Origin of the sequence: Mycoplasma milvi, assembly GCF_048284715.1 — a bacterium.
Classification (GTDB): Bacteria; Bacillota_I; Bacilli_A; order Mycoplasmatales; family Metamycoplasmataceae; genus Mycoplasmopsis.
Genome location: NZ_JBLWAH010000002.1, coordinates 80,554 through 106,117 on the forward strand (window position 1 = coordinate 80,554; position 25,564 = coordinate 106,117).

At 30.0% G+C, this 25,564-nt stretch carries 17 protein-coding genes and 1 other RNA gene; 7 read left to right on the plus strand and 11 right to left on the minus strand.

Going from position 1 to position 25,564, the window contains the following annotated elements:
* The 3 genes from ACNQ13_RS01115 to ACNQ13_RS01125 form a co-directional block, all read right to left on the minus strand.
* Complete coding sequence (locus tag ACNQ13_RS01115) at positions 1 to 1,773, minus strand: type 2 periplasmic-binding domain-containing protein (protein WP_418035461.1); 1,773 nt, start codon at positions 1,771 to 1,773, stop codon at positions 1 to 3.
* A gap of 87 nt (positions 1,774 to 1,860) precedes the next feature.
* Positions 1,861 to 2,148, minus strand: an RNA gene (rnpB, locus tag ACNQ13_RS01120) — RNase P RNA component class B.
* Between the two features lie 42 nt (positions 2,149 to 2,190).
* Positions 2,191 to 2,928: a hypothetical protein gene (locus ACNQ13_RS01125; protein WP_418035462.1), complete on the minus strand. Its 738-nt coding sequence runs from the start codon at positions 2,926 to 2,928 to the stop codon at positions 2,191 to 2,193.
* Between the two features lie 166 nt (positions 2,929 to 3,094).
* Between ACNQ13_RS01125 and ACNQ13_RS01130 the strand changes: the two genes are divergently transcribed.
* The 7 genes from ACNQ13_RS01130 to ACNQ13_RS01160 all read left to right on the plus strand — a co-directional run bounded on the left by ACNQ13_RS01130 (position 3,095) and on the right by ACNQ13_RS01160 (position 11,699).
* Positions 3,095 to 3,934 carry an MAGa3780 family membrane protein gene (locus ACNQ13_RS01130; protein ID WP_418035463.1) on the plus strand — a complete coding sequence of 280 codons (840 nt, stop codon included), beginning with the start codon at positions 3,095 to 3,097 and terminating at the stop codon, positions 3,932 to 3,934.
* Between the two features lie 108 nt (positions 3,935 to 4,042).
* A complete protein-coding gene (locus tag ACNQ13_RS01135) occupies positions 4,043 to 4,429 on the plus strand; it encodes an IMPACT family protein (protein WP_416741955.1) in 387 nt (128 codons plus the stop codon).
* Positions 4,416 to 5,792: a M17 family metallopeptidase gene (locus tag ACNQ13_RS01140; protein ID WP_416741954.1), complete on the plus strand. Its 1,377-nt coding sequence runs from the start codon at positions 4,416 to 4,418 to the stop codon at positions 5,790 to 5,792. The genes ACNQ13_RS01135 and ACNQ13_RS01140 overlap by 14 nt, the downstream gene beginning before the upstream one ends.
* Complete coding sequence (locus ACNQ13_RS01145; protein ID WP_418035465.1) at positions 5,792 to 6,460, plus strand: PQ-loop domain-containing transporter; 669 nt, start codon at positions 5,792 to 5,794, stop codon at positions 6,458 to 6,460. The genes ACNQ13_RS01140 and ACNQ13_RS01145 overlap by 1 nt, the downstream gene beginning before the upstream one ends.
* A gap of 81 nt (positions 6,461 to 6,541) precedes the next feature.
* Entirely contained in the window at positions 6,542 to 7,918 is a 1,377-nt protein-coding gene (locus tag ACNQ13_RS01150) for a M17 family metallopeptidase (protein ID WP_416741951.1), read from the plus strand.
* A gap of 158 nt (positions 7,919 to 8,076) precedes the next feature.
* Positions 8,077 to 9,000, plus strand: a complete 924-nt coding sequence (locus ACNQ13_RS01155) for a hypothetical protein (protein ID WP_418035466.1) — start codon at positions 8,077 to 8,079, stop codon at positions 8,998 to 9,000.
* A gap of 188 nt (positions 9,001 to 9,188) precedes the next feature.
* A complete protein-coding gene (locus ACNQ13_RS01160) occupies positions 9,189 to 11,699 on the plus strand; it encodes a hypothetical protein (protein WP_418035468.1) in 2,511 nt (836 codons plus the stop codon).
* 59 nt (positions 11,700 to 11,758) lie between these two features.
* On the opposite strand, the gene ACNQ13_RS01165 is transcribed toward ACNQ13_RS01160, so the two are convergent.
* The 8 genes from ACNQ13_RS01165 to ACNQ13_RS01200 form a co-directional block, all read right to left on the minus strand.
* Positions 11,759 to 14,980, minus strand: coding sequence for a type I restriction endonuclease subunit R (locus tag ACNQ13_RS01165; protein WP_418035470.1), 3,222 nt, complete (start codon positions 14,978 to 14,980; stop codon positions 11,759 to 11,761).
* A gap of 71 nt (positions 14,981 to 15,051) precedes the next feature.
* Entirely contained in the window at positions 15,052 to 17,688 is a 2,637-nt protein-coding gene (locus ACNQ13_RS01170; protein ID WP_418035471.1) for a type I restriction-modification system subunit M, read from the minus strand.
* Positions 17,689 to 17,849: 161 nt separating this feature from the next.
* A complete protein-coding gene (locus ACNQ13_RS01175) occupies positions 17,850 to 19,034 on the minus strand; it encodes a restriction endonuclease subunit S (protein WP_418035473.1) in 1,185 nt (394 codons plus the stop codon).
* A gap of 110 nt (positions 19,035 to 19,144) precedes the next feature.
* Entirely contained in the window at positions 19,145 to 19,618 is a 474-nt protein-coding gene (locus tag ACNQ13_RS01180) for a DUF3899 domain-containing protein (protein ID WP_418018194.1), read from the minus strand.
* Positions 19,611 to 22,001, minus strand: coding sequence for an ATP-binding cassette domain-containing protein (locus ACNQ13_RS01185; protein WP_418035475.1), 2,391 nt, complete (start codon positions 21,999 to 22,001; stop codon positions 19,611 to 19,613). The genes ACNQ13_RS01180 and ACNQ13_RS01185 overlap by 8 nt, the downstream gene beginning before the upstream one ends.
* Complete coding sequence (locus tag ACNQ13_RS01190) at positions 21,994 to 23,046, minus strand: ABC transporter ATP-binding protein (RefSeq protein WP_416741943.1); 1,053 nt, start codon at positions 23,044 to 23,046, stop codon at positions 21,994 to 21,996. The genes ACNQ13_RS01185 and ACNQ13_RS01190 overlap by 8 nt, the downstream gene beginning before the upstream one ends.
* Positions 23,047 to 23,054: 8 nt before the next feature.
* Positions 23,055 to 24,383 carry an ABC transporter permease gene (locus ACNQ13_RS01195; RefSeq protein WP_418024518.1) on the minus strand — a complete coding sequence of 443 codons (1,329 nt, stop codon included), beginning with the start codon at positions 24,381 to 24,383 and terminating at the stop codon, positions 23,055 to 23,057.
* The gene (locus ACNQ13_RS01200) at positions 24,383 to 25,555 is read right to left on the minus strand and encodes an ABC transporter permease (RefSeq protein ID WP_418035476.1); all 1,173 of its coding nucleotides are present in this window, start codon (positions 25,553 to 25,555) and stop codon (positions 24,383 to 24,385) included. The genes ACNQ13_RS01195 and ACNQ13_RS01200 overlap by 1 nt, the downstream gene beginning before the upstream one ends.
* Between the last annotated feature and the right edge of the window lie 9 nt (positions 25,556 to 25,564).

Genomic DNA, 25,564 nt, shown 5'->3' on the forward strand with positions numbered 1-25,564 from the left:
CTATCCTTTGTATTGTGTAAAGTAGAAAGTACTAATTTGTGATAGTAATTCTTCAGATACTCCTTTGATTGCAAAATGTTGAATTCCATTTTTATCTTCAATTTCATATATTGCTAATGCTTTTTGATCTACTTGATTATCTTGAATAAAGTAATTACGCTTGATAAATAAGTAATCTAAATAAGTAGTTGGTGTATAGTTAATAAAGTCAAAGTTATTCAAGTTAGCATACTTATCAGCTACTACTGTAGCAAATTGTTCATTTGCTAAATCCACATGATTAATCAAGTTAATAATTAACTCTTTAAGGTTAATTGTATCCTTAGTCTTAAATAGTTTATCTGAGTATAAGATGAAGTTTTGTTTGATTAAATTATCGCTTAATAATTCATCAACGACAAATCGATCATATAAGCTAAGTTTACTAATATCATCTAAAGTCTGATTATATAAATCAATTAATCTTTTTTCTACAGTTGCATATTTTGCAATGTCTTTAAATATAGGTTTAAGCACTGAGTCTAGATAATCTTGATAAATTTTTAAGCTGTATTTTTTATAAGTTTCATTTAAATCAAAAGTATTATTAGCTTTTGAAAAACGTCAAGTTATATTTTGCAGCACACTTTCATTTAATGTTTTATATAACTTACTTTCATAGTTAGAATCAATATCATTTCTAACCACTATTCCATCAACCAGTAAGACATTTTGGCCTATTTTTAAACCTTCAACAGTACCATTTGGTACTGTATCATAATTATTGTCAGAATAATACATATCTAGCATATCACCATTATAAACAATTCCACTGTCAGTTTGTTTATTACTTGGATCAAGTAATCTAGCTACAATATTTTGCCCATCTCCATCAAGAGTAATGTAACGTGAATTGCTTACTGGGTATGAAGTAGCTGCTTGAATAACATTTCCAAATTGTACAATTTGTTTCTTATAATTTTGTTCTGTAGAAGTTCCGGTAAAAGGTTGTAAGGTTAATTTATTATTTTGAAAGTCATAACCTGAAGCATATAACATATTAGTACGAATTGCATCAGTAATAATGTAGTTTCCATAGCCACTTTTTGAAATTAAATTAAGCTCATTTAATAATGAATATGGCTCAATAGTAGTTTGATATTGATTGCTTAAGGCTACAGCATTGGCTTGTAAGTTTTGAGCATTAATTTCTTTACCATTGATAGCTTTAGACTTATTGTAAGCAATCATTCCATCTTGAGCATAATAAGGAATAAAGTATTCTCATAAGTGTACTGGATTAGCTAGTTTTTTGCCATGAATGTCAGTGGTTAATTCATCATCATAAGAAGCAAGGTGATTAAAAACAATTGGTGAATAAATTTCTTTTAGTACATTAGCTAAAAACTCTGTATCACCTAATTTATTAAGCAATGCTTCATCAAAGTTAGCATGATCTACACTTTTAAATAATTTTTTGAAATCAATTTTCTTAATGTGACCTTTTTTAATTAAATCAATTGCTTGGAAGTCACTTCCAATTCCAGCAATAGCTTTATTATTAACTAGTGCATTGGTAAATTCATTGATTTCATCAAAAGTTTTATATGTAAAGTCTTTTTGAATTTTGTCAATATTAGTTTTTGACATATAAGACTTATAGTTATAAAACGCAGGCTTAAATGGGTGAGAAAATTTAAATGCAGAAAGTAAAATTACCACTAAAGCAATTATAAAACTGCCAATTGCTAGTAGTGCAATTTTGATCTTCTGGAGAGGGGTTTTTTCTTTCATAAATATCCTTTTTCTTTAAATATGCATTATTTTAATACAATCCAGAAAAAAATAATTAAAAAACACTCAAAAAAATTGAGTGTTTTGCATCATAAGCCGTGTTCTGTTCCGCACAAAATTGTGCGGTGCTGACAATTTATCTAATATCTTACGATATTCCCAAGCTTCATTCAGTTCTTAGCTTGAGTTCCTCTACCAAAATTTGAGTTTCTAGCTTGCGGAGTTTACCCGTTTCATTTCTCTCGTCTCTGTGGCACTAGTCGTCTACAATTGCTTGTATCCAGGGCTTATTGGGCCAAGCGCAATCACTACCATCATCGCAGATGGTGCTAGCACGGACTTTCCTCTACATTTCTGCAGCTGTCAGCTGTATGCTTATATATAATACCATTAATCTAATAGAAATTAAGAATTTTCTTAAAAGTCGATATTAGGAATTTCCAAATGATTATTTATTTGCTTAGAAGATAATTTAACGTCCTTATTTAAAACAAATTTTGAATAATCATAAGCGAACATATTAATATTAGCTTTATATCCATCAATGTATAAGTTATGTGCATTAGCTAGTATCATCAAGCTATATGCATGTATTTTCTTATCTTTGATTTTTGCTGGTTTAGTACTTTTAAATCAGGCTTTATTAACAATCGAGATATTAACTGGTTCCTTTTCGCCTTTAATCTTATCCAGAGTTTTGTTATCCACAACAATAAACTTGTGTCTACCTGAGCAAACTGAGACTTGATGATATTTTTCAAGTGCATCAGCTTGCAATATATTTTCAATTAAATTTTCGTCATCAAATTTACTATTAGCCATTTGTCATTCTTGAAAGATATTTATAAAAGAATTACTATGTCTAATATAGATTAAAGCATAAATTATTGATAAGAATGACAATCCCGCTACCAGTAAAAGCATTATACCAATAATAAATAATGTTACAGTTTCCTTATCAATAGCAATAAAGCAAATCGCTAAAATAAAACTTGGTACAAATAATACAACGTTATAGGTCATTAAGTATTTTAAAGTCTTCTTAAACTTAATTCAGTAAGCTAAAATATCTTGAAAGTAAAAATCTTGAACTTTGATTTTTTTCGAAATGTAATAATCAATGTTTGTGTCTTGTCTTTGTATTAATTGTGCCATTGTTCTAGGTTGAAAAATCATATGCAAAATATATATTAATGTAATAATCATACCTATTTAATTATAAAAAAATATAAGAATTATATTAACAAGCTACATAATTTAATTATTAAACCTTGTAAGTAACAAATGAGCTAATTTTAAAATAATTGGATATAATTTTCCCATGCAGAAAACAATTGAAATAAAAAAATCAACATTTCACCAGTGAACTAAACTAAGAAAAGCAACATTATTTGCCGGAATTGCTATTTTGGTTTTAATCTTTATTGCAACTTTATGAAGATGAGCAATTACAGCAAATGATATTGTTAGCATAATTGATAAATTTAGCCCTGAAGAAAAAGCTAAACTAGTAGCAGAAAAAGCTGTTCCAGCAGTATTGCCAAGTTTTTGAGCAATTACTGGAACATTTACTTGGATTAGTAACCTAGCTATTGGAATTGGACTAATACTTTTTGCCATTTATCCAAAAAGTTGAATTGCACAAAGAGCTTTATTTTTAGTTAACACCTACATTACAATTACATTTGTTGTCTTTTGAACATTAATTTTTCCAGTTAGCATAAAGTACTTCCAAGCTCAAAGATTTATAAATAGTGCAATTGTGCACTTTCTAAATCCATTAATTTGCTTTATTTTTGTGATCTTAAATCGCAAAAACATTCAAGTTACTAAAACTACCATTTGACTTTCTAGCATTGTACTAGTGGCTTACTGGTTCTTTGCTCTATTCTTATTTTTCTTAGGGCAACCTGTACTAGATGCTTTAGAAGTTCAAAATCCAGGTCCAGATCTTTATAAACAATTAGCTCTAGTTGTCTATGATTTCTTGAACTTCAAACATCCTCTTTTCTATAAAGGCGATAGCGTTACAGTTGTGGTGCTTTTAAACTTAGTTATTTTCATTGTAGGATTCTTACTTACACCTGGAATTGGATTTGCTTGAAAATATGCTTTAAAAATTCCTTATGATAAAGTAACTGAATCATGAAATATACAATAATCCCTAGAAAATAGGGGTAAAAATCTAGTTAGCAAAGAAAAGTTAGCTAGATTTTTCTTGCTCTTTTCACAATATATATTAAATAATGCTTTATAATTAAACTAAATTATGATTACAGAAGAATTAATTGTTAAAAAGTCCACATTTATTGGTTATTTAATACCTTTATCATCAAAGGATGAAGTTAAAGATATTATTACTCAATTAAGAAAAGAACACAAGAAAGCTCGCCATGTTTGCCATGCTTATTTAATTAATCAAAATGGAGCTGAATCAGCTGGATTTAGCGATGATGGTGAACCTAAAAATACTGCAGGTAGACCTATTTATGATCTAATAACTTTAAAAGGAATATCTAACGTACTAGTGGTAGTAGTTCGGTATTTTGGTGGGATAAAGCTTGGAGCTGGAGGTTTAATTCGTGCATACCGTGAATGTGCTTCAATGACAATTAATAAATATCTTGAAGAAAGGAAAGAAAATGTTAAAAATTAATTATGATAAGCCAGGTTCAAGCCTACGCTTAAAAGCTGCTTTTGAAGGTCAAAACTTCCCTCAATGAGTTGCTAAAAAACAAGGAAGAATTACAAATAATTTACAAACAAATGAAGCTTATGTATATTTTGATGCTAAACACCAAACATTAGATGAATTATTAGCTTTCTTTAAACAATTACCAGAAAGCATTAACTATTCATATGATATTGATGTTGAAAGCTTTGCATTAGAAGGAAAAATTTCTTACGATGCTACTTTAAGAGGAATTTATTCTAAAGTTGCATTTGGATCAGCTAAACTATTTAAGAAAACAATTGAAAAAGAAGAAAAAGAATCTAATACACTTTCTTTATTCTTAAACAGATCTCAAACTCAATATGGTGAAGAAATTAAGAAACTTGAAATCATTGCTAAGGCAGTAAATGACACAAGAAACTTACAAATCATGCCAGAAAACTTCTTAAACTCAGAACAATTAGCTGCTGCTATTGCTTCTGATTTTAGTGGAATTGCTAACTTAGAAGTTCAAGTGTTAACTAAAAAAGAAATTGAAGAATTAAACATGGGATTACTTCTTTCAGTTAACAAAGGAAGTACTCATGAAGCTCGTGTAGTTATTGTTACATACAAAGGCAACAAAATGAATAAAAAAGACCATGTGGCTATTGTTGGTAAAGGTATTACATTTGATACCGGAGGTGTTAACACTAAAGGATACCACATGGAAGGTATGAAATACGATATGTCAGGTTCTGTAATTGCAGCTTATGCAGTTAAAGCACTTGCACAAATGAAAGCTAAAGTTAATGCTTCAGCAATTATGTGTATTACAGACAACAGAATTAATGCAGATGCTTCATTACCAGAAAATGTTTACCAATCAATGAGTGGAAAATGAGTTGAAGTAGTTGATACAGATGCCGAAGGACGTTTAGTACTTGCTGATGGAATTTTCTATGCAGCAGATAGAATTAAACCTTCAACAATTATAGATGTTGCTACTTTAACTGGCTCAATTCTAGTTGCACTCGGAAATACATATTCAGGTATTTGATCAACTAATGATGATAAATATAGCCTATTTGCTCAAGCTGCAGCAAATGCCCAAGAAAAAGTATGAAGAATGCCCCTTCATGAAGATTACAATAAAGGAAATAAAGGATCAAAAGTTGCTGATTTAGCATCATGATCACAAACAGTTCGTGTAGATTCTTCACAAGCTGCTATGTTTTTAAAAGAATTCACTAAAGATATCGACTTTATTCACTGTGATGTTGCTGGAACAGCTGACGTTCAAGGTGAACCGCAAGGTTGCTTAGTGGCTACTTTAGTCGAATATGCTTTATTAAGTCAAAAATAATGACCATATTTAGTATTATTTTAGGCTTCTTTGCTTGTTTACCAGTATTATTTGGAAGTTACAAATTAATAAGAACTAGACACGTTGATGGCTTTTCTGTTTTTAGCATTATGGTTTCACAAACCGGATCATTATGCTATTCAATTATGGGGTGAAATAATCCAACATACTTGGCAATTATTATTTCAGGTGGTGCAGTTTATTTTGCTAATGTGCTACTAATGAGCATTTACTTTGCTTTTAGTAAGAATGTTGTTACAATTAGAAAATTAAAATTAGATCACTGGGCTCAATTTAGTTTAAATTTAGCAATGTGATGTGCTTTTTACATAATTATTGCTATTGTATTTAGTTTTGTTCATGTAGAATCACCTATCTTTGAAGCAATTCTTTCATTCTTAGCACCATTCTTAATTGCTTTTGCAGTTATGCCACAAATTATTGAAACATTTAAGACTAAAGATGTTAAAAATCTTTCTCTACCAATGTTTTCAATTAGCCAAGTCTTATGTACTTGCTGACTTGTTTGATGATCTATTAATACTAATGCTGATGCATCAGCAGCCAATATCATTGGTGTCTGTGCTCAAGTATTTTTCTTCTCAATTAATGCTATTCAAATTGCTTTAATAATAAAACATAGATACATTAAGAAGGATCAAGTTTAAATAAAAATAAATAACTACCACTTTAATTAAAAAGGGTAAAATATAACTACTTAGTTAAATACAAATTAGAAGGAGAAAATTATGTTTATTAAAAACGTTGACAAAACAAGAAATAATGCAATGTTATTAAAAGCTGTTTTCAAAGGTGATTCATATGATAAAACACTTGTTGAAAAAAACAATGTTGTTACAGATTACTTTGATAAAAACGAAGCTTTAGTATATTTAGGTGAAGGTGATAAATTCAAATATGAATCATTATATGCCTTTGCTAAAGGGTTCTTTGCTTCACAAGCTAGAGAATACCAAATTGATTTAGCAAGCTTTGTTAAAGGAAACTTAACATTAGCTTTAGTTGTTAAAGCATTTGTTGAAGCTTACAACTATGTAAATGCTGACATTTATTCAGCTAAAACTGGAAAGAAAGATGAAAAATTTGCTGTTTCATTACTTTCAAATGCAAACGAAGCTGAATACAAAGCAGAATTAGATAAAGCTGTAATCTTATCAGAAGCTGTTAATTTTGCAAGAAACTTACAAGTTACACCTCCAAACATCTGTAACTCAGAATGATTAGCAGACCAAGTTGTTGCTGATTTAGCTAAATACGATAACTTAAAAGTTACAGTATTAGATAAAAAAGCTATTGAAGAAAACAAAATGGGATTATTACTTTCAGTTAACCGTGGAAGTGTTTATGAACCACGTGTAGTTGTAATTGAATACAATGGAAATCCTGATTCAAAAGAAAAAACAGTTTATGTTGGTAAAGGAATCACATTTGACTCTGGTGGATACAACATTAAAACTGGAAGAAACATGCTTGGAATGAAATATGACATGTCAGGTTCAGTATTTGTTGCCTCAGCATTAAAAGCTATTGCACAATTAAAACCAAAAGCAAATGTAGCTGCTGTAATGTGTATTACAGATAACAGAGTTAATGGAGATGCTTCATTACCTGATTCAGTATGAACAAGTATGAATGGTAAAACTGTTGAAATCAACAACACAGATGCTGAAGGTCGTTTAGTAATGGCTGATGGATTAACATACGGTGTTAGAAAATTAGGAGCAACAAGATTAGTTGACGTTGCTACATTAACAGGTGCAATCTTAGTTGCTTTAGGACAAACATATACAGGAGTTTGAGCTACAAGTGAAAAAGCTTGAGAAGAACTTTCTGCAGCTGCTAAAGAATCAAATGAACTTGTATGAAGAATGCCTTTAGATGAAGCTTTTGCTAAAGAAATTAGAAACTCAGTTGTTGCTGACTTAAAGAACACAGATTTAAGTGGAATTGGTGGTGGATCATCATCAGCTGCTATGTTCTTAAAAGAATTTACAGAAGATGTTGAATACATTCACTTAGACGTTGCTGGAACAGCTGATATTGCTTCACGTCCAACAGGTGTAATGGTTAAAACATTAACACAATTAGCTTTAAATAATAAATAATTATTATTTTTAAGATAGCACATTTTGCTGGTGCAAATATGCTATCTTTTTTTGAAATAAAAAAATGAAACTAAAAACTACAGAAATTATAAATTGGCAAACTATTAATCTTGACTATATAATACTTAAGAAAGATAATAATTTGGAAAGGTTTAACAATGTTGTTAAAGGCAAAATACAAGGATAAACCACTATATAAATACAATGCTGCTGCATCATTTAATAATGCATTAGCTTCTTCATTTATTTTTACACTAATAGGAATTTATTGAATTTATCATTTTAATCCATTATACTTGCTAATTTTTGCTTTTAACCCAATTACAATTTTTTACTATTTCCAAAGTTGTATTTATCTATTTAAATACATTGCTTATATACGTAAATGTTCAAACCCTATACCAAATAGTCCAATTGTATATAATGACCTATGATATGGTGTCCAAATGACTATCAAGTCTAGAATTAGCTTTTCTTTTCAGCACTCTGGCCAATTAAGTCAAATATATAGCGACTTGCCAAAAACTGATGAACAAATCAAGACAGAATTCGACAATTTTTATGCCTACATAGTTTCAAAAACCTGAACACAGCAATACCGTAAGTACCCTTGAGATATTTTCAATAAAGCAAGCAAAAGTCTTTTATCAAGTTTTTTGACAAGATATCAAAAGAAACTTTCAGTTCAAATTAAAACAATTCATTTTATATCTAATTTATTTGATGCTTTATTTAAGTGATCAATTATTTCTCTTATCTTTGGTTCAATTTTTGGATTTGTTTGCATATTTTCACTGCCTTCTATAGGAACTGATGAGGGATTTCACTCAGTTAAGCAAATTGTTTTTCATACAGCTATGTGCTTTGTTAATATTTTCCCCACATTTATTTTCTTATTTCTTGGAGTTCCATTAAAAGAAGGCTTGCTTAAAAGAATGTCATATTACACAGTTATTAAAACATGCAGTAATTTAGACAATAGCATGTTAGTGTCAATACTATGCTGCTATGATGAAGAATTTATTAAAAAATTTATCTCTTATAGTAAAAGAAGCAGAATTAGAAGCTGAAATAATATTTAAATCAATTTTATTTTATAAAACATCTTTTAGAGTGTGTATTTACACTTTAAAAGATGTTTTTTTGATATCTTAAACTTTTTAATTTAAAAAATGTGGAACAAAATCATAATTTCCACATTTTTGTTGCTTTTGCCTATCTTAAAGTAATAAATTATTATAATTAAACTATATGAAAGGAAAATTCTAATATGAACAGTCGAAAATACAAATTAATTCTATCTAGTGCAATTGTAACTAGTGGAATTTGCTTACCTGTTATTTCTATCTCTGTAAACACTACTAATGAGACAATTAGTGTTCAAAGAGATAATGTAGACCCTTTACAAACAAGTAAAGATGAAATAACTAATATTATAAATACAGATAGTCAATTATCACCTGCTCAAAAGGAGGTTTTTAATACTCAAGTCTCAAATGCTAAAAGTGATGATGAACTAAATAAAATTAAAACTGAAATAGACAGTTTTAATAAATTAATACAAGAAATATCAACATTTACCACTCTTACAACTAGCTATCAATACAAACTTTCAACAAAAGAAGAACAAGATGCATTTACTAAAGCATTCACCGGACTAGATGAAGCTAAGAAATCTTATGTTCAAAGTATAGTAGATAAAACTTATCCTAGTACAACAATACAAACTATTAGTGAAGAATTGAAAGACTTACTTATTGCATATAACCAACTAAGTGGTATTAGAACATATGAAATAATTAAAGATGCATTATCTAATGAATCAATTATTAGAGCTTACAATTCAAAAAATGCCACAACTTTAGATTCAGCATTCAAGGCATTAAAAGAAGTTCAAAGCACTGCTCTAACTGCAGAATTAACTTTTGACTTAGGCAAGATTAATACAGCAATTGAAGCTATAGGTCTAGAAAATATTATTGCCTCAATTCAAATTTCCAATGCTAGAAAACAACTTGGTGATGCGCTTGAATCTGCCACAGCTAATCCAGCTATCCCATACATCAGCACATTAATATCATTGGGAAAAAGTTTATTATTGAATAATGGTAAAATTGTTGCCACACCGGCTGCTGCATTAAACACAGTTTATGCTGAACTAAATACACTTATTAAAGAAGCTTCAACTGTTGCTGATTTATCAAACTTAGTAAGTAATACTAATTCAGAAATTGCAGCTTTAGAATCATTTAAAACATCAAGCAACAAAGAATTAGCTAGTTTAGCTGAGAAAGTAGCTGCAATTATTACTTTATATGCAAATGCAGCAAATAAAGCTTCTAATGATTATAAAAAGAACCTTCAGGATAACTTAATTAACTTTATTATTGAATCAAATAAACAAGTAAATAGCTTATCTCTTGAGGCTTACAACACTCAATTGGTTAAATACAACCAAGCTGCTAATGCTGCTTTAGAAGAATTAAAAACAACTATTACACCACTAGTTCAAACATTTGATCCATTATTTGCTCAAACAGCTGGATTAGCAACAGAAATGGATAAGGTTACTGCTGAACTTCAAGCTTCTGCTCAATATGCTAACACAACACAATATCTAAAAATACAAATTGAATTATTAAACCAAGAACTTAAAAAGACTTTAGCTGAAGCCAGAGAAATCGATTCTCAATTCCCTGGTTTCCCAGCTTTCTTAAATGCAGATAATTCTAACTTTAACTCCAAATATATCAACATTCTGAATACTTTACAAGATATTGAAACTAAATTTGCTAACATCAAGGCAGAAATTAGTAAATTTCCTGATACTCCACTTGTAAATGGAAAACAAGCAGCAGTTATTGAACTTGAACAAAAATTAAGTATCTTTACTCCTACAGCTAAACAACTATTTGAAAAACAATTCCAAGCACTTCCTACATATGAAGCTACCATAGGTTTCATTGCTAAAGCTGGCGATTATAATACTGTAGTAAATAAACTATTTGTTTACTCAACTAAGAGCTTAGATTCATCAACAAGCTCACTAAATGCTTTGATTAGTGATCTTGGAACATCCGAAAAAATTGCACCAGCAGCAAATAACTTACATGTAGATTCAAGTGTGCTTACTTCATTAGCAAGTTCGAATTTAGATAAAGACTTTGAACAAGCAGTTAAATTAATTGATAACGCCTTTATTAATTTACAAGAATTCATGTATCAAATTAACAAATTTGAAAATTCAACATTTGATACTAATATTCAATATCAAGAGAGCTGTGCTGATGTAACTAAAGCAATTGCTAAATTTAGCAATGATACCGAAGCAAATATTAAACTAGCAGAACTATTTAACTCAGTAATTGATGTTGCAGGATTTAATGCAGCAAATGACACTAGAATTAAAGAAAACACTCTATATGTTGAATTAATTAGTGCAATTGAAGCAAAAAATGTAGCACAATTTAATAAACTTGCTAAACAACAAAGCTTAGATCCTCGCATTATAAACTTAGTGAAATACATTAAAGAAAACAATTACTTCAAATACACTCAAATACCAGCAGCTAAATTCACTACTCAAGATAGAAATATCATGAATAATATGATTAATTCGAAAGAATTTTATGGTTTATCACCAATTGCTCAAGATGCATTAAAATTTGATTACTCAGCACAACATCAAGGATTCTGACTTGCTATGGGAATTCTAGGTGCTCTAGTTGCCATCTCAGGAATTGGACTTCTTGTTGGAAAAAGAGTAAAAAGAAACAAATAATTAAACTTTTATATGCACACATATGTGTGCTTTTTTATACAAAAAACTGCTCGAGGCAGTTATTTGGTTTGTATTTCATATTCTTTATCTAAGATATAGTTCTTTAATCTTAATTTTAATTTAGGAAATAAATTTCTAGCTGGAATAACACTATTACTTTCAGCTTCTAAAAATGCTTTAGCTTTAGTTTTGTCAACTAATTCAACTAGTTTATCAAATCTTGAAAAGTCATTATAATTTTCTTCATTTGGCCCATAATTAATATATTCATTTAATTCAGCTTCTGGTAATCCAAATGCAAGTGCAAAATTATGTATATTTGTAGTTTTAGTCGTGACTTTTCTTTCATTAATATAGTCTCTAAAGCTTTTATCCGGAGTAATAATTAATTCACCTGATTGAATTTCAAAAATCAATGAGTTAGCTATACTTTGTTCTTCTTGTGATAAGGTTGCAAATGATGATTGTAATTCTTGCAATTTATTTTGCACTAGTTCAGCATCTTTATTTATTTGTAACTCCTTAGTTCACTTAGTAAATTTTTCTTCTAAGTAATCTTTATCAATTCTAGTTGCATCCATTTCTATGATGGTTGTATCTACATCATAGGCACTTTCGCCAGCTGTTGCATATTCTTTTTTAGCTAGTTCTTTTAACTCATTATATCTTTGCATTAAGACATCATAAGTTACACGTTCTAAATCACAAGTAACTTGTCTAGGTTTCATTCCTTCTTCAGGATCAAACTCTGTGTAATGAGTAACTTTTTCTCAGTTAAATCCTTGTAAGGTTGCAGCTTGAATTCTTCTTCATAGTTTATTAAATTCACTAGCAAATTTAGCCTTTGCTGCCTTAGATTCAGGGTTTTTCTCAAAATTATAAATTCCTTCAGCCATAAAGATTTGAGAGATTTCTTTAAATAAAACATTAACTGTAACAATATTTTGGCCAATTTTATCAACGTAAGCTACACTAGCTTTATTTCCTGAGTAAACCTTAAAAGCTTCCTCAATGTTTCTTACCATGGTATAAGGCTTTTTATATAGTTTGATATTTCCTGATTCCTTACGAATTGTCTCGATCCGGTTAGTTCTAGAAAAGGCTTGAATTAGGCCACTATATTCAAGTATTTTATCTAAATATAAGGTATTAACATATTTAGAATCATATCCTGTTAGCATTTGATCAACTACAATAAGTAAATCCAGACGTTTTGAAGTTTCTTTTGCAACTCCAATGTAAGCTCCCTTGTGAGCTAGTCGATTAGCAACATCTTTTTTAAACTTATCTCAATCAGTTACCATAAAGCATTGGTCAAAGTTAGTATTGTAATCTTGCAAGATTTCAGCTTTACCATCTTCTTTAAATAATGAACGTTCAGTATCAATGTTGTCAATATTAGGGTCAAATAAACAAGTAATTTTTAATTGAGGCCCGTTTGGATTTTCTTGCATACGCAACTTAAATAAACGATAATACATGATTGCTTCAGGAATTGAACTTACAGCCATAATTGCACTGTAAATTCTGCCCATACTTAGTACTTCTCAATTCTTTAAAATATCACTAACAACCATATTTTTATGTGTTTTTAAATTAGTTGCTTCTTCTTCTCATGGTCGCTTATATTGCACTTCAGGTATTAAATCTTCTAGCCCGGTTTTTCTTTTACCTAATGAATCAATATAGCCAGCATTAGGAAATTTTTTAGGATCATTGTAATATAAGAAAGCTCCTTCTTTATCTGGATTATTAAACACTTCACTTTCATTATTAGCTTTCGCTTCACGTAAAGCAATTTGCTTTCTAATTGCTTTATAATCTAAAGTAATAACAGGTGTGTAGTCAAATCCTAGCACACTTTTATCTTTAATCCCATCCACAATGGTATAACGGTGTAGCTCATCTCCAAAAATATCAACTGTAGTACTATTTGACTTCATGTTTTCTTCTTGAATTGGAGTTCCAGTAAATCCAAAGAAGATAGCATTTTTAAATAATTGCTTAATTTTGATAAACATATCTCCGAATGTTGACCGGTGGCATTCATCTACAATAAAGACTAAACGTTTATTATTAATAATTTCTAAGTCTTTCTCTGTGCGATATTCAGTATCAATCCGATTCATCTTTTGAATTGAAGTTACAATTAAACTATCGCTAGCTGCATTAGATTTTAGTTTTGAAATAAGTGAATAAGTATTATGGGTGTCTTGTACAGACTCTTGATCTTCAGCAAAGTTACGATATTCATTTAGTGATTGAGTACTTAATTCAATTCTATCTACTAGGAAAATAACTTTATCTGCATCTTTTGAATTAGCAATTAATTGAGCTGTTTTAAAGGAAGTAAGTGTCTTTCCCGATCCTGTGGTATGTCAAATATAACCACCTTTAATCCCTTTTCTTCCCCAGTTATCTTCACGATTAATTTTTCTAACTTGTTCCGCAATTGCTCTAGCTGCGTAAATTTGGTAACTACGCATAACTTTAAGGGTTCCAGTTGAGCGATCATTACCATCACTTTCAGCTACTGTATAAAATCCAATTAACTCATGTGCCATTGGAATGTTTAAAAAGAAGGTTGATAATTTACGTCAATCATTAATTACATCGTTATTCATATCAGCATAATGGAAGAAGAATTTTTCATTAAATTCACTATCTCCAGGATTAGCAAAATAAACCATTTCTTCCGGTGTCATAGCTACAAAAATTTGTACCATGTTAAATAAACCAGTAAAGCATTGTTCAGCTTTATATTTTTTAATTTGGTTAGTTGCTTCTGAAAGAGAAACTCCTGAACGTTTTAACTCAATATGAATTAAAGGCATTCCATTAATAAGCAGTAATAAATCACCTCTACGATCGCTTTTAAGTGGGTTATCAATTCTGAAAATAGGTTGTTCTACTATTTGATAAGTTGAAATTCCAGCTGCAATTTCATCACGATCATAAATTTTAAGGCTGATTTCTCTGCCATAGTTATTAATATCATCTTTATTGTCGCGAATAATTGAAATAGTTTTACCATTCACAAACTTATTAATATGATACGGAGTAGCATATCTTACTTTTTCTAGAATTTGATTCATTTCACCCTTGGTTAATGGGTAGTTACCTAAACGATATGAATCACGGTTATTCTTATATAAGATATCTGCTCAGTTTTGGATTAGTTCTTCTTCTGTTTTATTCTTGAGCACTTGAGTTTCTCACCCATTCTGGGTTAGCTTTTCAATTAATGCTCGTTCAAATTTTAATTCTGAGTCAAAAGTCATATCTACCTTTCTTTGAGAACGTCTTCATTATATAAAGAATTAGCCCTAGGCATAGGGCTAAATGCTTCATATTAATTCATTGATAATAATTTTTTGAATTCTTCTAAACCTTTTTTGTCTTCTTCATTAGCATCAAGTTCGTCAATTAATGAAATTAATGTGTTTGAAACTTCTCTAATATCGTTTTCAATATCCATTAAGGTGTTTTGGTATTTTTCACCAAGTTTCTTAAGATTATCAGCATAAGTTTCAAGAATAGTTGTAGGTAAGCTTTCAAGTGATTTAATTACTGGAGTTACTCATTTAATAGTAATTAATTCTCTAGCATCAGCATCGCTTAAAGTATCATAAATAGCAATAGTTTGTTTTACAAGTTCTTCAGCTAGTGCCTTACTTTGTTTGGCTACTTCTTTTTTCTCTACACCTAGAGTTGAAATTTCAACAATTTTAGCTTCAAATCCTTCAGGATCATTGCTTGCTACTTTACTAAATTCTTTAAATATTGATTTGACTTCTTTATCAATTAATTTACCTGTGTCTTCAGCAAATAAGTTACTGTAAGTTTCTTTATCTTCTTCAGTGATTTCACCAGTTAATTCTTCAATTCTAGCATCAATGTCTTGTACTTTTTGTTCAAGAGCTACTTGTTGTTGTTTTAAGTCTTGAAGTTTAACTTCTTGAATTAATTCAAAAGGTAAGATGTATCCCATGTAGCCATCTTGTACTTCGATTGGATTATTGTTTTTATCTTTCTTAGAAACCATTTTAGGTTTAATAGCTTTGATTACATTAAAACCTTCAGCTTGAATTACTTCTAAATCATTAGAAACAACTTTTCATTCATCATCCATCAATTGGTAAGCTTGATAGAAGTCTACTAATTTTTTATTTTGTAAGCTAGCTGCTAAATGATTACTGATGATATCTTCTTCTTGGTGGATGTTTACTTGCATCATTCCATCAATTAATTCTTTCTTTAAGAAGGCTTCAAATGAACTTAAAGAATCTTTAAAATCTTGTTCATAAGCTTTAACTTCACTATTAGCAAAAATATCTTGATAAATGTCTTTGTTTTTAAGTTCTGAATATTTATCATTAATTGGAGCAAATAATTCTGCCTTAAGAGTTGGGAAAGCACTTCATAGATCATTGAATGCTTCTAATTCAATGTTTGGAACCCCACCAAACATTGAAGCATAAATATCTCATGATTCTGCTTTAGCATTAGAGTCTACATAACGTGGAATGTTAAGGTTGAAATCATTTTGTCTGATTTCTTCTCTGGAAACTTTACGTGAGAATTTATCTACATTAGCTCTTGCTACATAAGTGTCAACAATCTTTTTGATATCAGAAGATTGCAATCTATTGTTTTTACCATCTTTAATAAAGTTTTTAGATGCATCAATAAAGAGCACATCATCATTAACTCTATCTTTTCTAAGCACCATAACAATTGTAGGAATACCCGTTCCAAAGAAGATGTTAGCTGGTAAACCAATAATTGCATCAATATTGTTCTTTTCAATTAAGTTACGTCTAATTCTTTCTTCTTCACCACCTCTAAATAACACTCCGTGAGGTAAAACAATTGTGAGTACTCCATCACTCTTTAAGTGGTATAAATCATGTAATAAGAAAGCATAGTCAGCTTTAGATTTAGGAGCAATACCATATTCAGCAAATCTTGGATCATTTTCCATCATTTCTGGATCTCATGGTTGAGAATATGGAGGGTTAGAAACAACTGCATCTAAATATAAACGTTCATAAACTTTGTTTTCATCAAAGTATGGTCAATCTTCTTTTAAAGTATCACCATTTCTTGTTTCAATGTTGTTGGGTAAAATACCCCTCATGATAAGGTTCATACGAGTTAAGTTATAGGTACTATCTTTTAACTCTTGAGCATAGTATTTAATGTTTGACTTATCAATGTATTTAGACATACTTTTACCAATGTTAATTAGTAAAGAACCTGAACCTGAAGTAGGGTCATAAATACTAATAGTTTCTTTGTTTCTAAGCACATGAGAAACAATTTCAGCCATTAATACTGAAACTTCATGTGGTGTATAGAATTCACCAGCTTTTTTACCAGCATTAGCAGCAAACATTGAAATTAGGTATTCATAAATAAATCCAAGTACATCATAGTCTTGTTTATCATCCATTGGGATATCTTTAATTATGTTAATAATAGAAGCAATTTCCTTGGTTTGTGCTCCAGTACTATCTCCAAGCTTCGAAAGTCCTGTTTCAAGGGTGTTAAAGATTTTATTAAATACTTTCTTGTGTTTTGGACCAATATTGCTATTAAAACGTGCCAGTCCTCTATGTACTGTATCAATCCCAAAGTCTTTACCCATTTTTAATCAAGTTGAGAATAAATCATCATATTGAATGTAGTATCCAAGTGTTGATTGAATATCAACAATAGTTTCAATCATAGCTTGATCATCTTCTGATAATGTTTCAAGTTCTTCCTTGTTATTGATTAAAGATAAGTCATATTTATTTTCACCTAAGTATTTAAGATCTTCTTTGCTTCAGTTATATTTAGAAATTAAGTATTTTTCTTCTTGTTCAGATAAGAATTTATAGAAGATAAATCCAAGGATATAATCCTTGTATTCATTAGCTTCTATTTTTGAACGCATATTGTTAGCTGATGCTCAAATTCTATTTGCTAATTCTTGCTTGTTCATATAGTGCTCCCTTTAAATTAATTTATTAATAAATTAATTTTATCATATCGCTGACTTTTAGCACGCAAAAAGGACAAATGGATCATGAATTTATTACTTCGTGGTGTAATAACAATTTTCTTGCTTCAAAATTAAAAAATGCAGCCATAAGACTACATATTTTAACAAAACATTTTTTCTAATAAAGCTTGCTTGATGTTGTTTAACTTTTCTAGTTTTTGCTCTTGAGAATGGATAAGTAGATCAATACTATTTAGGAGTAAACCAATTTTTCTTTGTTCGAGAAATGTTGATATTTTAATATAAATTGTATCAAGCGCGCCCGCAGTCAGCTTTGCTCTATCACCACCAGTTAGTAATGGTTTAAAATCAATCTTTTTTAATAAATAATTTAAAAACTTGTTATCAATAGTGCCTATAGTTCCTTGAAGAACATGAACGTGGTTATTTGCTCAAAATCTACCATTAACATAATTAGAAGGATAATTATCTAAATCATTAGCACCATCTTCCGCAATTAAGACAAACTCTCCATTATGTGTAAATCCAGAAACATAATCTTGAATCCCGTTAGCTCCATAATATGGGTATGTTCCTTTTGTTCTTAGAGATTCAGCTACTGGAACTCTTAAATTGTCAAATTTCAGAACAACCTTAGATAATCTTGTTTGTTTTCATTCCTCATCAAACCCCTTGAACCTTATTTCAGGCATTTTTTGGTCATATGAAGCAAACATCTTATTTAATAATGATTGTTTTATTGTTTGAAGTTTTTCCAGTTTTAGTTCTTGAGAATGAATAAGAGAATCTAAATTTGAGAAGAATTGTCCTATTTTTTGTTGTTCATTAAAATTAGGCATAGTTAATTCAAAATTATTTAATTCATGCTTAGTTATTGTTTTAATTACAGCCCCAGGTGCAAGTAATGCCTCTTGCTCGAATTTATTTTTAATTAAAATAGCAAATAAGGTTTTGTCAAGTAATTTTCTATATGAATTAAAATACAAAATGGTTCTGTCAATGAAACAATCATAATTTGTTAAAGCTACTCTTCCAATTGTTCCTTGCAGTGTTACAATAACAGAATCTTTTGGAACAAAAACACTAAAAGGCATCGCTATTTTGCTAATTAGCTGGTTAGTCACACTATTTAATGATAAGGCATTTCCTACATCTGCTACTTGTACAAAAGGCATTGCTCCAGGGCCTGAATATCATTTTTCTTCACCGTATGGTTGTGGAAAAGAACCTCTTCTAAATGTAGTTAATTCCTTAATTTTTTCTTTACTTCATTCCTCATCAAACCCTTTAAACCTAATCGCTGGTACTAATTTTTCCTTTTGCATATATCCTTCCATCTCAAGCTAACTTGTTATAAATTAATTGTATCATATGCTAAATTTTCTAGTCTAAAAAGGGCAAATAAAAAGTCAGCAACTACTGTTGCTAACTAGTTTTAAGCATATATTACAATAATAAATGCGATTGAAAGAATTAAATACAGTACTGAGGCAAAAACAAATGGGAATTTGGTTTTGGGATGGCTAGCTGCATAATCCTCTCTTTTTTGTGCTTCAAGCTTTTTCTTTTCTAAATAAAGACGTTTTTCTTCATTTGGCATCTTTTTGAGGTCTTTTTGTTCTTTAGCATCATGAATATTATCAATTGATAATTTCATTTTCTTAAAGGTACGTTCTAAAAAGCCAAGTTTAAGGACTAGAGCAATAATTGCAATAAAGAAGGTAATAAAGGCTGGAACTGAAAAGGCATCAATAGCTTTATTATAGTTTCAGTTATCTTTATTAACAATGTAATAAGGTATTACTATTGCAAAATATAACACTAGGAAAACTAAATTAATGAGGTAAAAACGTAAGCTTGTAAACTCGTTTTTAAGTTTTAGCCCTATCTTATAGGTATATTTATTCATGTTTATTCTTTGCTAATCATTTTTCAACTTGACTTTGAGTTCCGTATACATAGTGCAATCCATCTTCAACTTCAAATTGAGTTGCAATGTTAGGGAACATTTGTTCTTCTAAGTAAGAAAGTTCAAATTTAACATCTTTGAATTTTTCATTAGCATTTGAAATTTTTGGTATAGCTTTAAATAAGTTAATTGTGTAAGGGTGAATTGGGTTAGCATAAATTGCTTCAGTTTTTCCTGATTCAACAATTTTACCAAGGTGCATAATTTGCACTCTATCAGCAATATATTCAATCATTGAAAGGTCGTGAGCAATAAAGACCATACCAATGTTTTTCTTCTTACATAAGTCTTTTAGCAAGTTAACCACTTGCGCTTGAATTGAAATATCAAGTGAAGCAATTGGTTCGTCAGCTACAATGATTTTTGGTTCAGTTATTAGGGCACGAGCTATAACAATTCTTTGTCTTTGACCACCAGAGAATTCGTGTGGATAACGATAAGCAAATTGTTTAAGCAATCCAACATCTTCTAAAGCTTTATAAATAATTGATTGTGTATAAAGATTTGAAATACGTCTCATTCTTAGTGGTAAACCTAAGCTTACTAGTAAAGAACCAAATTTACCCATTTTCTTGTATTTTTGATCCTTACGAGTAATTCCCATTAATAAGTAAACACTGTAAAGATTTTTGTTAAGGTATTTTTGTTCAATTTTGAATGAAGCAATTCCATTTAATCTATCTTCTACGTTAGTTTTATAAACTTTAAGGTCAATTTGACGTTGTAGGTATTTCTTATAATCTTTGCTATTCTTTTTAGCTTTTGATAAAGGAGCAATAACTTCTTTTTCAAAGAACTTCATGAAGTTATCATTATTTTGCATAAATTGTGCAAAGACTTTTTTATCTCTAGCGCGTAAGTCTTTATCAATCGCACTAGCTTGAGCAATTTGTTCCTGTAGCTTTTGGATTCTTTCACGATATGAAACAATGTATTTTTTAGCTTCAGCATCAAATAAGGCTTGGGCTTGTGCTAATTGTTCTTTAGCTTGCATACGACTAGCATAGTAGTCTGGAGCATATCTAAAGGCTTCAACAAACATTTTAGCTTTAGTTTTGTTTATCGCTTGTTTAGATTTTTTGTATTGAGTTTTAAGTTGTCTTTGTAATTGTAATGATTGCTCAATATATGAATCTAAATTAAAGTCATATTCTTCTTTAACAATGTTTTTAAGTTGTTTAATTGAAGCTTTTGAGCTTGTATCAATATTTAATTTAGTTGCATAGAATTCTTGAGAATACTTTCTAAATTCATCTGACATTTTTAGTAACTCTTCAAATGAAAGGAATTTTAATTTTGAATAGTTGGCTTTTAATTCTTGATATAAACGATGATTAATTAAATATAGTTTATATTCATGGAAGTAGTAATCTAAAAATGTTGTTGAGAAGGCATCATTTCTATGCATACGGTATTCATTTTTAACTTCAGCTAAAAAGTTTTTAATTGAGGTTTTAGAAATTTTAGCTGTATCTTTGTAATTAGTTTTATCTTCATCAAAAACTACTTTTTGCTCATTGTATAAGGCCTTAAGGTCATAATATTGTTGAGTAAATCAAAATAGTTCTTTTTCATGTTTATATTTATTTCTAGCTTCTTCAAGTTCAACTTCGTCAAAATCAATTTTCTTATCTCTAAAGTCTGCTTGTTTTGCTTCATATAAAGCTAGTAATTCTTCAGTGTTTTTGTATAAGTTGTTAATAACAATTGAATTGATTTTAGTTCTTTCTTCTAAGTAAGCAAAATATGAGTTAAATTGGTCATCTAAATTATTTTGCACATCAAAAGTAATTTGATTACCAAGGTTTTCTCATTTTGTAATGAAAGGTTCGTGTAATTTATTTGAAATTAACAAGCTTTTTAATTGGTATTGTAAAGCATGTTCAATAAAAGTAAATCTAAAGTTACCTTTAACTTTACGTCAATCTTTACTAATATCTTTACGTTTATTTTTAATAATCCCATTAACAATTAAAGGTTCTTTTAAAATACTATAAATGGTATTTTGCCCATTTAATGAAGCCATAGGATCTTGGAAGATCATTTGAATATTCTTGTGCATAAACTTTTTACGTTTACGTGAAATTCTTTTCCCTGAAATGATTTTGCCATCAAGACGCACAAATCCATTGTAGTCATCATAAAGTCTTAATAATGAACGTCCAATAGTTGTTTTACCTGAACCTGATTCTCCAATCAGTCCTACGATTTCACCTTCTTTAACATCAAAAGAAACATTGTCTACAGCTTTATTAACTGCATTTTTATTAACGAAATATTTCTTTAGGTTAATTATTTCTAAGATTGTCTTTTTATTACTCATTAAATACCTTCTTAAAGCTATCTAATCTAGCTTGTAATTCTTTTGATAGTGTTACTTTTGGTGCATCTGGGTGTAGTAATCATGTGGCTGCATAGTGATCTTGACTAACTTCGAATAAAGGTGGTTCCTTTAAGAAGTCAATTTCTAAGGCATATTCATTTCTCGGGGCAAAAGCATCACCAAGAGGTAAGTTATTCATGTCAGGTGGTGTTCCATTAATTGAATATAAACGATCTTCACGATTTTCAGGGATAGCTGAAATTAAAGCTCAGGTATAAGGGTGTCTTGGGTCAGTAAAGATGTCTTTTTTACTTCCTCTTTCCACGATTTTTCCAGCATACATTACATAAATGTAATCACAGAATTTAGCAACAACTGAAATGTTGTGACTAATTAAAATAATTGTAATTTGAAATTCTTGTCTAATTTGTTCAAATAATGCTAGCACAGAGGCTTGCACAGTTGGATCTAGGGCAGTGGTTGGTTCATCAGCAATAATTAAGCTTGGCTTAAGTGCTACCACCATAGTAATAACTACCCGTTGTTTCATCCCTCCTGATAAGGTATGAGGGTACATATCAAAAACTTGTTCAGCATTTCTGATTCCAAATTGTTTTAATAATTTGACTAAATAAAGTTTCTTTTCATTAGTTGGTTTATCTTTTCAATCTTCATTTTTATTTAGCGCATCTAGTAGTTGCTTTCCAATCTTTCTAGTTGGGTTCAGAGAAGTTAAAGGATCTTGAGGAATGTAACCAATTTTATGTCCTCTAATTTTTTCTCAGAATGAATCTTTTTTATGTTCTAGTAAATCAATACCATCAATTTCCATTTTATCAGCTGTAGTAAAGGCATTATCATTGATATTAAGCAGCGCTTTAGAAGTAACTGATTTTCCTGAACCAGATTCTCCTACTATTCCAATGATTTCTCCACGATTAATAGCTAAGTTTACTCCACGTACGATAGTGATGAATTTATTTCTTCTCAATTTAAATGAGACTTTTAAATTTTCTACTGTAAGTAGTCTTTCTTTTTGTTCCATAAATTCTCCTATCTTGTTTTAATAACTTTTGGATCAAGAGCGTCATGTACTCCTAAAGCCACGAAGTGAAGTGAAATTGAAATTAATAATAGAATCATAGCAGGCAGTACTAAGATAAAGGCATTATCTCCAGCTTGAGCAGCTGCTGATGATAGAATTGCCCCAAGGTTAGCTTGATCTGATTTGAAGAAACCAAGGAAGGCAAGTGATGATACTGACATAATAATACCTGGGATAGAAGCAACATAACTAGTTGAAATCTTTCCAATAATTGCAGGCAAGGCATGTTTGTAAATTAATCTAGCTTTTGAAGCACCAACTGATTTAGAAGCAGTAATGTATTCTTGATCCTTAACTGTAATGATAAACATTCTAGTGCTTCCAACAGAACCAACTCATCCAATAACTACTAAAGCAACTCCTAAAGTTAAATCAGTAGTTCCAAATGTTGAAGCAAAGATTAATAATCAAATAAGTGTAGGAGGAGCCACAAAGATATCAATTAGACGCATGATAACTGTATCGATTCATGATCCAACATGGAAACCTAAGTAAGCCCCAATTGCTACCCCAATAATAGTTTGAATTGTAGCAACTATAATTGCAAGTCTAATAGCTTGTCAAGTTCCAACTCATGATAAGGTTCAAATATCGATTCCATCTTTATTTGTTCCTAAGTAAGTTGATAAGTTTAATTGAGGGTTAAGTGCAATAATTTTATCAATCATTGCATTCACTTGGTCAATTGGAGCATCTTTTGCTAAACCTGAATTTTGCAACGCAATGGCAATATTACGAGTCTTTAAGAAAGCATAAGCATTAACTGAGACACTTTGAGTATCGCTATTAATTTGCACAATCTTAATAGCATTATTAATATTGTCATCACCAAAGTACATAAATCTATTTCATAACACTCCACTGTAGTAGTCACTACTTGCTCATTCTTGAGTTATCTTAAAGAAGTTAGGAATATTTTCTGAAGAATATCAAGGTGAAAAGAGCGGAGGTAAATTTTGTACGTTTGGTGATGATGTTTCTAGCATTTTGCCATCTGGTAAGTAGATTGGTACAGTTTGGGATAATGGTACAGTAGCTGAATATTTAGCAGCAGCTGTAACCACAATTGAAAGTACCAAAATTGCGATAAAGACAATTAGTGAGAGTACTGAAACTCAACTAGTAAAGAAACGTTTAAAGATTTCAACTAGTAATTTCTTTGGCTTTCCAGCAATATTATTAAGTAGCGATTCTTCACGTGGAGCAAACTGAGTAACGCTGGTTCTAAGTTGATTTAATGATAAGTTATATTTCTTTTCGAACTCTTTAGCATTCATTATTCATTTTCTCCTTTCGCTACGATTTGATTCATTTTAAATTGTTTATTTCTTTCTCTTCTAGCTAACATAAATTTAGTATAGCTATATGGAGAAGCAGCTGTATATTTAATTCTAGGGTCTAAAATTGCAAATGATATATCTACAATAATTGTTGTAAATAAGCTCAAGGTTGTAAAGAAGACAGTTGAGAACATAATAATGTTAATTTCTCCTCTAGGGAAAGCTTGAGCTATAACTTGAGAAGTACCAGGTACATTTCAGTAAGTTTCAATAACAATTCCACCACTAAGTAGTCCAATATATGAAGGAATAAGAATAGCTGCTAATGGAATTGAAATATTTCTTAAAACATATTTAAAGAAGATTTCTCTTTTTGATAGTCCTTTTGATTTAGCAATCAAAATATAGTTTGATGTTAACACAGTAATTACTTGGTTACGTGTATATGTAATATATCCTGATAGTGAGCCTAATACAATAATTGCGATAGGTGGAATTCAAGATACTATCATTTTGCCCACACCATAGGCTTCTACATCTGTTTGGTTATTAAAATTAATAAATTGTGGTGGGATGTTAACTGAGAATAAAATTGAAATTAAAATTGGTGCAATTACAAATGAAGGAAGCGCTATAAAGACTAATGCAAAGAAGTTAATTCCAGCATCAAGCACACTTCCTCTTTTATATCCAGCAACAATTCCAAGTGTAATCCCTAATATAGCAGCAACTACAAAGGCAGGAAGGGTAATGATAATTGAGTATTTAAGGTATTTGAAAAAATATTGAGAAATACTTGTAGTATCAGTTTGTTGGAAAATAGTTTGATCATATGGGACACCAAATGGGTTAGTTTGATTGGTGAAAAGATTTTGAATTCAGTAGCCAAAACGAATAAATGGACTAAGCTTCATAGTCATTCAAGTTTCTTTAACTTGTTCATAATTTAAATTATTTGGAATTAAGTGATATTGCACTGATTTGTCATATAAATCTCTTAATTCTTTTGCAGTTGAGTTACCAGAGCTTCCAGCAGCTTGTTGTGCTTGCATAGCTTTCAGTGCAAATGGGTTGTCAGAAAATTGTGCCACCAATAAGTACACCACGCAAGTAATTGCAACTAGTGTAACAATTGCAAACCCGATCCGTTTAAGTATATACTTTCACATAGTTTCCTT